The organism is Deinococcus proteolyticus MRP (assembly GCF_000190555.1).
GTDB lineage: Bacteria > Deinococcota > Deinococci > Deinococcales > Deinococcaceae > Deinococcus > Deinococcus proteolyticus.
In genome coordinates this window covers 588,352-600,471 of sequence record NC_015161.1, presented here as the reverse complement: position 1 = coordinate 600,471, position 12,120 = coordinate 588,352, and the positions used below count along the sequence as shown (strand labels likewise).

Below are 12,120 nucleotides of genomic sequence, written 5' to 3'. Positions count from 1 at the left end.
TCAGCGGTGTTAGGTCAGCAGCAGGTCGCGCTCCGCATGGCCCTGCTCCCACAGCCAGTCGCGCAGGGCACGGCCGCTGCCTGGAAAAGGCGCAGACGAGCCCAGGTGGCTGAGCAGCTCGCTCCGCAATTCGTCGGGACTCAGGCCACGTTCCAGCAGGCGGTGCAGCGATTTGCGGCCGTCCAGCAGGCGCAGCACCGGACTGCGGCGCAGGGCCTGGGAGTCCTGACAGGCGGGAACGACCAGGGTGTCCCACTCGAAACTACCCTGGATAGGCTGGATAAACCCGGCCTGCTGCAGCGCGGCCAGCTGGGTACACACTTCGTGCAGCGGCTGCCCGCTGGCCGCAGCCACCCAGCGAGCGCTGGCGCCGCCCGGACGGTTGAACGGCGCCGCCTCGCCGTAAAAGCGCTGTGACGGGCTCCGAATCTGCTCGCAGCAACGCGGCCACTCGTCGCTGAGGCGGGCCCATTCGGCCAGCAGATTCTGGAAGGGGGCCAGCGGCGGCGCAGGTTGGGCCGGAGCCTGCCAGAACTCGGCCCAGCCTGCCGGCGTGGCCTGCGGAAAGCTGTACAGCGCCTCCAAGCCCTGCCAGTCCAGGATGGCGGCGGCGGTCACCTCACCGCGCACGAACTGGATTTCCAGCGGCAGAGTGCCGCCATCCAGCTCGGCTTCCGCACGCAGCAGGCCGGTCCGCTGGGTGGCGTGGACCAGTTCCAGCACTGCAGTCAGCGGCACCTGCCACAGCGCGGCCCGCAGTCCCAGCTGCTCGCCGCCCACCGGATTCCCCCTGTCCTTCCTCATCTTCCACATCCTAAGGGGTGCTCAGGCACGGCCACCTCACATGGTCGGCGTGGAACGGTTCAAAAGATTTCTACGGAACAGAAAGGGAAAAACGCCTGTGCGCCCAGCTGCCGGTGTCTCCTCTCGCCCGGCGGACCGATGATCAGGCTGGCTGCACACCACCCGAGAACCACAGCCAGCCGAAAAACAGCAGCAGGCCCAGTGCCAGCCACGCGGCACGCGGTATGCGGGGCAGGCCTGCCAGTTCACGGCGGGCCTGGTCACTGCTGCGCTTGCCCGACTGGCGGTAATCCAGTCGCTGCGCCCGCCGGAGTGCCCGCACCGCCTCGCCGCGCTTGCCCTGGCGGCGCAACACCACCGCCAGATTCTGATGGGCGGCGTGGTGGTCCGGGTTCAGTTCCAGGGCACGGCGCAGGTCGGCTTCGGCGCTGGCGTCGTCGCCGCGCTCGGCCGCCAGCCCGGCACGGTTGGTCAGGGCGCGGTAGTGGCCAGGGTCGGCGGCCAGCGCCTGGGCGAACGCCTGCGCGGCCCGCCCGGCGTCGCCCGTCTCGGCGGCCAGCACGCCCAGCAGGTTCAGGGCCTCAGCGCGGGTGAGCGGGTGGGCCAGCGCCCCGGTCAGCGCCGCTTCGGCCTCGGCTGGAGTCTGCCAGCGCTTGAGCGTTCCCAGCGCCCGCAGGTGGGCCGGCAATTGGGGGTCACGGAGAACGGCTTGGACTCCGGCGGCCGTGTGGGGCAGGTACTGGGGCACGGCAGCGGGGGGCGGCGCGCCCTCCGGCAACTCCAGGTCGGTCAGCCAGCCCTCCAGCGCGGTCAGGGCCTGCTCCGGGCGTTTGCTGCGCAGCAGGTTCCGCAGCTCCAGCCAGGTGTCCAGCACGGCGGCCCCCTCCATGTCCCCGTCGGCGCGGGCCTGCAGCAGCGCCTGTTCCAGCAGGTCACCGCCCAGGGTCGGCGTGAGGGCCAGGTCGGCAGAAGAGGACGGGGAGGTCACGGCCCCAGTCTAAGCCCGGCCCAGGACAGCCAGGAGCCCAGGCCAGCCAGGAGCTTAGACCGGGCCACTCAAGTCGGCCCAGGCCCCGCCCAGCTCGGCGGCCACGTCGGAGGCGCTCAGGCCGTAGCCGAAGCGCTGTGCAGCCCGTTCACCGGCGCGGGCGTGCAGACGCACGCCGGCCTGTGCGGCCTGCCGGGAGTCCATGCCAGCGGCCAGCAACGCCGCCAGGATGCCGGCCAGCGTGTCGCCCATTCCGGCACTCGCCATGCCGGGGTGCCCGCCCCGCGACACGCTCAGGCCACCCGCCCAGGCCACCACGCTGGGGCCACCTTTAAGCACCACTACGCCGCCGTAGCGCTGCTGCAACGTTGCGGCCGCGCTCAGCGGGTCAGCGGTGACTTCGGCCACCGTGCATTCCAGCAGCCGCGCCGCCTCGCCGGGGTGCGGGGTCCAGAGGCAGCGGCTGTGGCCCAGGCCGCTCAGCTCGGGTTGCAGGGCGTCGGCGTCCAACACGGTGGGAATATTCCAGGACAGCGCCACGCGGGCCAAAGCCGGCGCCTGTGGTCCCAGGCCCATGCCCAGGGCCAGGGCCAGGGCGTCCGGACGCGGCTGCTCGCGGGCCAGCCAGGCCCCCAGGTCGGCGTGACGGGTACGCATCAGCTCGGGCATGGGCAGCGGCAACTCCGCTTCCGAGTGCAGTGTGACCAGCCCGGCGCCCGCACGCAGCGCTCCTACGCCCGCCATCGCCGGGGCGCCCTCCATGCCGGCCGAACCGCCGACAACCCACACCCGGCCCGCCGTGCCCTTGTGGGTGCTGGCAGTGCGCCGGGGCAGCCAGGCCCCCAGTTCGGTGTCACTCGGGCGAGTGGCCTTCGCCTCGGCGTCGGCCCAGGCAGGCGGCACGGCCAGCCGGGCCAGGGCCACAGGGCCGCAGCGCTCCGCCGCCTCACCGAACAGATGGGCCGGCTTGTAGCCGCTCAGGGCCAGCGTGCGGGTGGCCTGCACGGTCAGGGGCGGGGCCGACGCCCGGTCCGCAGGCAGGCCGCTGGGCAGGTCAAGAGCGAGCACCGGCTCACCGCTGCCCTGGCCGGCGCGGGCATTCAGCGCCTGAACGGCGCCGGCCAGTTCGCCGCGCAGCTCGCCGCTGACGCCGGTGCCTAGCAGGCCGTCGGCCCAGGCGGCGACCGGGGGCAGCGCCCTGACCGCTGCGGCGCTCAGCCGCTGCACCTCCACACCCACGGCAGCCAGCCGCTCGCGGTTCCGCTGCGTCAGCGGGTGTGTGCCCGGCGCGGCCAGCACCTGCACCTCCCGGCCTGCCGCATGCAGATGCCGGGCAGCCACCAACGCGTCTCCCCCGTTGGCTCCGCCGCCGGCCAGCAGCGCCAGCGGTCCCGGGCGCCCCGCCGCCAGGTCCAGCAGGGCGGCCGCCGACGCCCGGCCCGCTTCCTCCATCGCCAGCTCCAGCAGCCCCGCCGCGTCCAGGCGGACGTCCAGCGCCCGGATGCCGGCGGCCGTAAAGACGTGTTCGGTCATGGCGGCATTAGAGCATGAAGCAACTGACCCGACCGGGCGAAAAAAGCGGGGAGAAGAACCGGCTGACCCTCTTCCAGGCTCTTCACGTGAGCGTGCCGCAGGCGCATGGCTTACGTGGCACACGCCATTGCCGCCACCTTATACCTGGTGGCATGATTGGCCCATGAGTGACCGGCCTGCCCCCCTGTACACCCCGCCGAGCGGGCCACTGCCTGCCCCTGAGCCAGCCACTGGCAACCCCGCGCACCCGGAGGGGATGCCCCGCGCAGGTGTAAGTGGAGCGCACGAAGGCGAGAATCTCCTCTTGCCCGCCGGTACGCATCAGGCTTTTTACGAGCGCTTGGCCCGCGACAAAGAGGAACGCAAAGCGAAGAACCGGCCCAAAAAGAAGTAAGGCAGGCCGAATCAGCCTGCCTCTGCTCCTAAACTTGGCCCCGAACCTGGCGCCGGGGAATATGGTTACTTCTCGCCGTAGTCGTTCTCGTCCTGGCCCATGTTGGTGCTGGGCGGGTCGCTGGCATCCATGGTGTCTTCCACGCCTACATCGTGGCGGTCCATGCCCTGCTCGCGGAATTCACCCTGTCCGGCGCGGGCGTTCTCGGCGTTGATTTCGGCGTCCAGCTCGTCGTTGCGGCCCGGCTCCTCGCTGCGGGTACGCTGGAACTGCAGGTCCACGTTGCTGATTTCCTGTTCGTTGTGGTCGGTCATGGGCTTAGATTAGCGCGGCCTGGAGAAGCCTGCCTTTGAAAAAAACTTAGGCGAGGGCCGGCACGGCGCAGCACACGAGCTGCGCTTTCATTTGGCGGCTCTCATCCGGCAGTCAGTTTCGCTTCACGCTTGCCACCGCCGGGCGTGGTAGTGGTAGGACGTGACTATCTTGCAGCTGATTCAGGCGGCCGGGCCCGTCTTTTACGTCATCGTCGCCCTTTCGGTCTATGTGCTGTTTCTGACCTTCGCGCGGGCGCAGACACTGGCCCGGCTGGGGCAGGACCCCACTGCCCTGATTGAGCGAGCGCGGGCCACCACCGCCGAATCGGGGCCGGCCGCCGCCCTGGCCGAGCTGGACTACGCCGGGCACGGGTCGCCGGCCGCCAACGTGATGCGGGCCGGGCTGTCGCGGGCCGAACGCGGACCGCAGGCCGCCGAGGCCGCCATGAACTCGGCGCTGCTGGCCGAGGACAGCCGCATCTACGCCGGCCTGAACGCCCTGGGCACCGCCGCACAGATTGCGCCGCTGCTGGGACTGCTGGGCACGGTGATCGGGATGGTGCGGTCCTTTTTGGTGTTCTCGGCAGCGTCCAACCCCACCCCGGCCGAACTGGGCCAGGGCATCAGCGAAGCGCTGATCAACACGGCGGGCGGTCTGGTGGTGGCCATTCTCGCCTATCTGGCCCGCAACGCCCTGCGTGCCCAGGCGGACCGGATTGCGACCGCTGCCGAGCGGGTGCGCGAGGAAGTGCCCAGCTGGCTGACCCGGACCCCTGCACCTGTGCCGGCCACCCCGCGCCCCGCCCACACCGAGCCCGACACGGTCTACGTGCCGCTGACGGGGGCCGAAGGGGCCGTGCGGTGAGCCGCCCCGCCCGCCGCCGGCTGCGGGAAGACACCCCGGTAACCTTCGACTTCGCGCCGATGGTGGACGTGGTGATGCTGCTGCTGATCTTTTTCTTTCTGACCAGTTCGCTGCAAGATGGCGCGGCCAAGCAGGCCCTGCCACTGGACCTGCCGCGTGCCAGCATGACCGTGCAGGAAACCCCCGACCTGCCGGTCGTGAGTGTGGACGCGGCGGGCAAGATTTACCTGGCCGGCGAGCCTATTACCCTGGAGGGCCTGGCCCAGCAGCTGCCCCCGCTGGTGCAGGCGTCGGGCGGGCTGGTGGGCCTGCGCGCCGACCAGAGCGGCAACTACGGCACCGTGGTGAAGGTGATGGACACCATCAAGGCAGCCGGCGGTGAGCGCCTGGCGCTGAGTACCGAAGCAGCGGGAACCGGAAACGCCGCAGGAGGCGGGCCGTGACCACCTGGAAGCACCAGGAAAGGCAGCGCACGGAAGACGCCCGCGCCGCCGCCCTGAGCCTGCTGGTCCACGGCGGGCTGCTGCTGGGGCTGATGCTGATTCGGCAGGTGGCCCCGGACCTGTGGAACGCCACCCTGATCGTCCCGCCGGCCGCCTCGGTCACGGTTCCGGGAGGAGCGGAAGGCGGGGGGCAGGACAACACGGTCCGCAACCCCAAGGATGCCCCGCTGGAAATCGTGGCCCTGGCCCCGGGGCAGCCGGCGCAGGGCAGCAGCGCAGCGGGGAGTGCAGGCCGCTCGGCAGGCGAGGCGGTCAGTCCCCCGGCAACGGACGGTAGTCCTGCCGGGACAGCCGCCAGAGCGCGCCAGCTGCAGGACCTGCCGCGCCGGGAGAGCTTCGGCGCAAGCACTGCATCTGAGCCAGCGGCACCCGCAGCAGCTCCGGCTGGACCAGCAGGCTCCGCCCCAGCCGCACCAGCTCCTGTCAACTCGGCTCCTGTCAGCCCAGCTCCCGTTGTTGCAGCGCCAGTTCAGAATCAGGCCACCGCTCCCGCAGTGGCGCAGGCTCCCGCCGCCACTCCACAGGCAGCCGCTCCACAGGCAGCCGCTCCACAGGCGGCCGCCCCGGCACCCCAGACACCTGTACCCCAAATACCTGTCACCCAGGCGCCGGAAACCCGGGCGCCAACCAACCCGGCACCGGAGGCGCAGACGCCAACCACTGTGCCCCGGCCGGACACTGCCCCAGCTCCAGCCGCGCAGCCCACGCCCGCCGCGCAGGCGCCTGCCACGCCGCTTCCTGCTCCTGCCCCAGCCCCTGCCGCAGGCCCAGTCGTGGCCCAGGCACCGGCAGCCCAGGCACCGGCAGCCCAGGCGCCAGCAGCAGAGACGCCACCAGCAGAGGCACCGGCAGCGCCCGAGCCAGCGACATCTGAGCCAGAGGTGCCGCCCCAGACGGCGCCGGAGCCGGTGGCTGCCGCTCCCACCCCCGAGACGCCCCAGCCGGTGGCCCAGGCACCGACCCCAGCCGCAGGACCCACCCCTATCACGGCGCCCAGCGCGGCCCCAGTACCCAGCGCAGCCACGGCACCCAGTGCCGAGCCGGCCTCACAGCCAGCAGACACGGCAGCCGCTGCGCCCGCACCGGCCACGCCGGCCTCTCCTCCTGCCACCGTGGTGGCCGCAGCGCCGCCCACTGAACCAGTGACGAGTGAACCAGTACCTAGCGAACCGGTGAGCACTGAGCCGGCAGCCGGCGAACCGGTGACCAGCAGCACGCCCGCCCCAACTGCTCCGCCCCGCGCTGCTGAGGTGGTGGCCACAGCTCCGGCTGCCAGTGCCCCACGCCCGGCCGATGCGCCCGCCAGCTCTGCTCCCGAGGTCCCTGCTGAGGCCCGCAGCGAGGTTCCAGTGAGCACGCCGCCCCAGCTGGCCGGGGAAGCTCAGCCTACCGGGGAAAGGCAGCCGGCCCCTGCGGTCAGCGGGCAGGCCCCCGGCACGCTCGCAGAGGCTCCGGCCGTGCCTGCCGCTGCCGCCGGCACCGCTACGCCAGCTGCCCAGGAGCCCAGCAGCTCGCCGGTCGCCGCTGCGCCGTCTTCCGGCGTGGAGGATGCAGCGACTCCTACACCCGAAACAGCCGAAGCCGCCAGCCCAGTCGCCCGCACGGACCCGGCCCCAGCCGCCACCTCCCCCGAGGAAACTGCTGAGGCCGCCGCTCCGGCCGGCAGCGCCGGTCAGGGAGGCGCCAGCGAGTCTCCCCTGGCCCAGAACCCGGAAGCTCCTGTGCCTGCGGCCGGGTCAAGCGAAGCAGCCGGCCCAGCACAGGAAGCCAGCCCAGCACAGGAAGCCAGCGCGGAGCGGCCCGCCGGCCAGGACGCACCCGGCACACAGGGTGGCCCGACCGAAGAAAGTCCGGTCGCCGGCGCAGCTGGGACAGGCAGCACACCAGACACAGGCAGCAGTGACAGCGGTGAAGCCCCGGTGCCGGCAGCAGCCGGTGCAGCTGGCCCCGCCACAGGCCCTGCAGCTGGCGCGGCCGCAACCCCGGACACGGCAGCCGGCGCAGGAGCCGCAACCCCTGCCAGCACAGCAGAGGCCGCAGCGACCACCCCCGAGCAGGCTCCCGTGAGCGGGGCCGGCAGCGCAGGTGAGGACACGAGCGGAGCCGGACAGGCTGAAGCCCCTGTGGCAGGCGCCGGAGGCAACGACCAGGGTACAGAGGGGGCGGGCCGTGGCCCCGAGACCGCAGCCCCCCCGGCAGGCGAACTGCCCGGCATCGCCGCCCCGGTGGGTGCAGCTCCCCTGCCAGCGGCCCCGCCCACGTCCGAAGCCCCCGCCGCCCCGGCCGGCAGCGAGCTGGACCAGACCGGCAGGCGCGGCGGCGAACTCTGCACGGTGGTGGTGGATGTACGCGGCCTGGGACGGTTCGAGCGCGACCAGTTCAGCTATGTCTACGGCCCTGGCGGCGAGCGGCTGTGGCCCACCCCGCAGCAGGCCGCCAACGTAGACGGCCAGCTGGCCAATGAAGGCCTGCTGACCTATTTCCGCTCCGAAGGCGATATCGCGGCGGCTTTCGGCAGCTACACCGTGATCAAAGCAGCGTCGCTGGCCCGCAATCCCGACGCCACCGCCCGCGAAATTCTCAGCTCGTCGCAGCTGGGGCCGGCGGCGGCAGCGCAGTTCCAGCAGATCGGCGCGGAGTGCCGGCTGGCCTATCTGTACTAATCCCCTTCCCCGCTTCCAGCGCCCGCCCCTTCAGGTTCCGTTCAGCTTCGGCTGTTATCTCTAGGCTGTTATTTCTAGGAAATCAGCCCCCATTCATTCAGGAGGAATCCCATGCGCAAATCTCTGCTTACTCTGCTTGCCCTGCCCCTGCTCACGCCGCCTGCCCTGGCCTGGAGTCCCTCCCTGGACGAAGCCACCGCTCAGCAGGTGATTGACACAGCCTTCCAGCGCCCGGCGACGGACGCCAGACCCACTTTTCAGACGGTGAATCTGGCTGTGGAGAACGGCACCTTCAAGGTTCCCGGCGCCGTGACCCAGTTCTCCGGCCCCGACACCTGCTTGAGCAGCTGGCAGACCGAACCGGGCAACTTTGCCGGTGGCAGCCGCATACAGAGCGTGACCGCCAGCGGGCAGGCCGACAGTGTGTACTGGCAGGCCACCAAAGCCTACAAGGACTGGAAGAACCTGAAAGCCGCCGACGTGCTGACCGAAGAAGCCCGCGCTGGCCGCATGGCCGACAACCTGCTGCGGATAGACGTCAAGGTGAGCGGCGCTGCCAGCGAGCAGACCCGCCGCGCTTACCGGGTGCGCCTGCAGGCCGGTGAAACCTTCGTGAACCCGGTCCGCCAGAGCTACGTGGCCGACTGGAAACAGGACAGCGCCGGCCTGTGGTCCGGTACGGTGGTCTACTACTTCGACGCCAGCCCCGCCGAAGGCCAGAGCGGCCTGCGCTTTGACCCTGCCGGACAGGTGAACCTGCAGTTCATGAACGAGCGCAGCGAATGCGGCTACAGCGTGCCGCTGAACCTGGGCAGCTTTATCTGACGCGGCCTGCGGCCTGAACCGGCCGCGGCAATCCCTCGGCAGAGCGGGTAGAAGATGGTACGCGCTACCGCCCAACCCAATGAAAAGGGCCCCCGCCTGGACAACTGGCGGGGGCCCTCTTACCGTTCTTCAGAGGCCGGCTGCGGCCAAGAAGGCGTCCAGCTTCTGCGGGCGGAAGCCGCTGAGACTATGGGCCACGTCGCCGTAGACCAGCGTGGGCACACTGCGCTTGCCGCCGTTGATCTGCATTACGCGCTCGGCGGCGTTCTCGTCGTGTTCGATGTTCACCTCGGTAAAAGGGATGCCCTTGGCGGCCAGTGCCTTTTTGGCAATCATGCAGTCGGGGCACCAGCTGGTGGTGTACATGGTGATGGGTTGCTGAGACATACCGCCAGTGTAGGGCAAGTGGGGCGCGGCCCAGTATTCAGCGGAACATTCTCAGCAGGGCACTGAGCAGCGACAGGCCCAGACTGAGGGCCAGCATGCTGACCCAGGGAATAAAGACGAAGGTGTTGCCGCTGCGGTGGTTGATATCGCCGGGCAAGTGCCCGAACCAGCCGAAAAGGGCCTTCAGGGTGCCGGGGGCAAAAGCCCACAGCAGCCCCAGCACCAGCAGCAGCGCACCCAGGAACATCACGAGACGGGGTCCATCGGTCATGGGACCAGAGTAGGCGAACGCGGCCCGGGCGCCGGCGAACGTAAAGCTCAGGTCAGCGGCCCGGTGAGACTGGGCCGGGCGGGCGCACCAGCCCCCAGGCTTCCTCCCGGACACTGAACCCCAGCCGCTGGTACAGGGCCTGCGCGTGGTGCTCCGGGTCGGCCACGATGACCAGCGTCTGTGCGCCCAGTTCACGCTGCGCCCACTCGCCGGCTGCATGCACCAGCCCGCCCGCCAGCCCCCGCGAGCGCCAGTCCGGGTGGGTTTCCACGTCCTGATAGCGGGCCAGCACTTCGCCATTCCACTGCCCGGCCCGGTAGATGCCCAGCGAGGCCCGCAGCTGCCGGCCTACAAACGCGCCCCAGGCGGCACCCTCGCCGCGCTCCTGGGCCTGACGCAGCAGCCGCAGCCGGTCACGGACGAACGGCAGGTGACCGGGGAGCGGTTCCCCTCCGGCCGCATTGAGGGCCAGCCGCAGGTTCAGCGCCTGATGCCAGTCGTCGCCGGAATGCAGCGGGCGCAGCTCTCCGCCGGGCGGCAGGGGCCGGCAGGGCGCGGTCTGCTGCGCGGTCAGCACGGTGGACCGCTCCAGCGCGAAGCCCAGCGCTGCAAACTCTGCCACCCGCTGCAGCTCCGGCGGCTGCGTGATGTCCAGCCCAAAGGCCGCATGCCGCGCCGACGGGAATTCGGCAGCGAAACGGGCCAGCCACTCCTGGGCCGGCACGGCACTGTCCAGCCCCGGCAGCAGCAGGAAATTGCCCCACCAGAAGTCGGGATTGCCGGGGGTATGGACGGCGGCGTAGCCCTGCCGCGCCGCCATGACTGCCCCCTGGTGCCGCAGCACCGCCAAATCGGTCTGGTAGCCCAGGGAACGTGCAGCCTCTTGCATGTCCCCAACCTAAACGGCCGGCCCCTGCCCCGGCATCCGGCAAATGGCGTATGCCTTCCGGGCCGTCCCCGCCCCCCCTTTCATAGGCGCTATCAGCGGCGGGCCAGGGCCTGCTTCACGTCAATGATGCTCACGCTGCCGGCCGGGTCCACGCTGTAGTCCGCGTTCGGCTCGCCCTCGTTCGCCACCAGAATGGTCTTGCCGTCCGGGGTAAAGGTGAGCATGTCGGGCAGCGCACCTACCTGCACCGGCTGGGCCAGCTCCTTGCCCATGGCATCCAGCAGCACCACCGAGCCAGCGTCGGTCTTGGTCTTCGCCTGTACCGCCACCGCCACCACGCCGCCGTAAGCCGCCACCGAGTTGGCCCCGCTGCCGTAGCGGCTCAGGTCCACCGACCCCACCAGGCGCGGCGCAGACACGTTGGAGATATCCAGCATATCCAGGCCGCCCGTCGCACCGTTCACGGTAAACAGGCGCTTGGTGGCCGGGTCATAGGCGCTGATTTCGGCCACGCCTTCCTCGAACTGGAACGGCGCGGCCTGATAGCGGCCTGCGCGGGTCAGGCGGCCATCGCTTGCCACGGTGTACAGGCTCACGCTGCCGCTGACCTCGTTGGAGCTGACCAGCAGCGGCTGACCGCTGGGGCTGCTGGCCGCGGGAATAAACAGCAGCCCCTCGGGGGCCAGGTCACCCGCCGCGCCATCCTTGGCTACAGCGCTCGCGTCAATGTCGTTGAAGTACTGCACCAGTGCAGGCTGCGCGGGGTTGCTCACGTCCAGCACCATGATGCCGCCCGTCCGCTCCAGGCCCACATAGGCGAAGTGCCGCCCGCCCAGTTGGGCCACGGTCAGCGCTTCGGGTTCGGGGCCTTTGTTGTCGCTGCGGGTATCAAACGTCTCAGCAGTGCCCTCGGAGTTGAAGGTGCTCGGGCGCTGCGCGGCCACCGTGCGCTCGAACAGGTCGCCCGTGTCGCTCACCAGCCCGCCTGCGGCCTTCCACACGCTCAGGCTGCGGCCACCGAAGGTCACCAGGCGGTCCGCGTCGCCGTCGCCGTCGGTGTCGGCATCTACCCGGCTCACGGTCAGGCGGCCCAGCGCGGCGTCTTTTTGCAGCTCGGTGGCGTTAGGAAAAGCGGCGCTGTCCAGCTTGAGGTCTTTGACGCGCACCTCGTCCCCGAAGCCCTCGTACTCGCGGCCATCGCCCTCGTTGGCGCTGAGGATGTAGGTCTGACCGTTCACGCTGTAGCTGGCGATGCTGTCGGGCATGTACGCGCCCAGCACCGGCCAGGCCTGGATGTTGATGCGGCCTTTTTTATCGGCCCCGTCGCGGTCACTGGCGTCCAGCGCTGACTTACTCCAATCCTTGAAGCCCAGCGGACGCACCGCCGTGAACTCGCCGCTGGCGATGTCCAGCACGGCCAGCGCGTTGCTTTCTTGCAGCGAGACATAGGCAGTCTTGCCGTCGGGGCTGACCGTGATGTACTCGGGTTCGGCGTCTTTGGAAAACAGGGCACTCTTGCCTGCGCGGGTTTCCAGCTTTTGGCTGTCGAAGCGGGTCAGCGTGGCTTCGGTGTGCAGGGCACGGGTCTTTTCCTCGGGGCCTCCCAGCAGACCGCAGGAGGCCACCAGCAACGGCAGAGACAGCAGAGCAAACTTTTTCATTGTTTTCTTAAGCTGCCGCCTGG

The 12,120-nt window shown here is 70.3% G+C and carries 13 protein-coding genes; 5 read left to right on the top strand and 8 right to left on the bottom strand.

Annotated elements, in window-relative coordinates:
• Window positions 1–9: 9 nt before the first annotated feature.
• From DEIPR_RS03000 to DEIPR_RS02990, 3 genes are all read right to left on the bottom strand, one after another.
• Entirely contained in the window at window positions 10–804 is a 795-nt protein-coding gene (locus DEIPR_RS03000) for a DUF4388 domain-containing protein (protein ID WP_013614357.1), read from the bottom strand.
• Between the two features lie 142 nt (window positions 805–946).
• Window positions 947–1,792, bottom strand: a complete 846-nt coding sequence (locus tag DEIPR_RS02995; RefSeq protein ID WP_013614356.1) for a tetratricopeptide repeat protein — start codon at window positions 1,790–1,792, stop codon at window positions 947–949.
• Between the two features lie 54 nt (window positions 1,793–1,846).
• Window positions 1,847–3,325 carry an NAD(P)H-hydrate dehydratase gene (locus DEIPR_RS02990; protein ID WP_013614355.1) on the bottom strand — a complete coding sequence of 493 codons (1,479 nt, stop codon included), beginning with the start codon at window positions 3,323–3,325 and terminating at the stop codon, window positions 1,847–1,849.
• 163 nt (window positions 3,326–3,488) lie between these two features.
• On the opposite strand from DEIPR_RS02990, the gene DEIPR_RS02985 reads away from it, so the two are divergent.
• Window positions 3,489–3,719 carry a hypothetical protein gene (locus tag DEIPR_RS02985; protein WP_013614354.1) on the top strand — a complete coding sequence of 77 codons (231 nt, stop codon included), beginning with the start codon at window positions 3,489–3,491 and terminating at the stop codon, window positions 3,717–3,719.
• 65 nt (window positions 3,720–3,784) lie between these two features.
• Here DEIPR_RS02985 and DEIPR_RS02980 read toward each other — a convergent pair whose 3' ends face one another.
• Entirely contained in the window at window positions 3,785–4,033 is a 249-nt protein-coding gene (locus DEIPR_RS02980) for a hypothetical protein (protein WP_013614353.1), read from the bottom strand.
• Between the two features lie 160 nt (window positions 4,034–4,193).
• Here DEIPR_RS02980 and DEIPR_RS02975 point away from each other — a divergent pair, with 160 nt between their 5' ends.
• The 4 genes from DEIPR_RS02975 to DEIPR_RS02960 all read left to right on the top strand — a co-directional run bounded on the left by DEIPR_RS02975 (window position 4,194) and on the right by DEIPR_RS02960 (window position 8,889).
• The gene (locus DEIPR_RS02975) at window positions 4,194–4,898 is read left to right on the top strand and encodes a MotA/TolQ/ExbB proton channel family protein (protein WP_041221916.1); all 705 of its coding nucleotides are present in this window, start codon (window positions 4,194–4,196) and stop codon (window positions 4,896–4,898) included.
• A complete protein-coding gene (locus tag DEIPR_RS02970) occupies window positions 4,895–5,341 on the top strand; it encodes an ExbD/TolR family protein (protein WP_013614351.1) in 447 nt (148 codons plus the stop codon). The genes DEIPR_RS02975 and DEIPR_RS02970 overlap by 4 nt, the downstream gene beginning before the upstream one ends.
• Entirely contained in the window at window positions 5,338–8,064 is a 2,727-nt protein-coding gene (locus DEIPR_RS02965; protein ID WP_049775048.1) for a hypothetical protein, read from the top strand. The genes DEIPR_RS02970 and DEIPR_RS02965 overlap by 4 nt, the downstream gene beginning before the upstream one ends.
• A 111-nt stretch (window positions 8,065–8,175) precedes the next feature.
• On the top strand, window positions 8,176–8,889 hold the full coding sequence (locus DEIPR_RS02960) for a hypothetical protein (RefSeq protein ID WP_013614348.1): 714 nt from the start codon (window positions 8,176–8,178) through the stop codon (window positions 8,887–8,889).
• A gap of 129 nt (window positions 8,890–9,018) precedes the next feature.
• Here the strand turns inward: DEIPR_RS02960 and DEIPR_RS02955 are convergent, their stop codons facing one another.
• The 4 genes from DEIPR_RS02955 to DEIPR_RS14365 all read right to left on the bottom strand — a co-directional run bounded on the left by DEIPR_RS02955 (window position 9,019) and on the right by DEIPR_RS14365 (window position 12,097).
• The gene (locus DEIPR_RS02955) at window positions 9,019–9,276 is read right to left on the bottom strand and encodes a glutaredoxin family protein (RefSeq protein ID WP_013614347.1); all 258 of its coding nucleotides are present in this window, start codon (window positions 9,274–9,276) and stop codon (window positions 9,019–9,021) included.
• A gap of 37 nt (window positions 9,277–9,313) precedes the next feature.
• A complete protein-coding gene (locus DEIPR_RS02950; protein WP_013614346.1) occupies window positions 9,314–9,547 on the bottom strand; it encodes a DUF2905 family protein in 234 nt (77 codons plus the stop codon).
• Window positions 9,548–9,599: 52 nt separating this feature from the next.
• The gene (locus DEIPR_RS02945; protein WP_013614345.1) at window positions 9,600–10,436 is read right to left on the bottom strand and encodes a GNAT family N-acetyltransferase; all 837 of its coding nucleotides are present in this window, start codon (window positions 10,434–10,436) and stop codon (window positions 9,600–9,602) included.
• A 92-nt stretch (window positions 10,437–10,528) separates the two neighbouring features.
• Complete coding sequence (locus DEIPR_RS14365; RefSeq protein ID WP_013614344.1) at window positions 10,529–12,097, bottom strand: choice-of-anchor I family protein; 1,569 nt, start codon at window positions 12,095–12,097, stop codon at window positions 10,529–10,531.
• Between the last annotated feature and the right edge of the window lie 23 nt (window positions 12,098–12,120).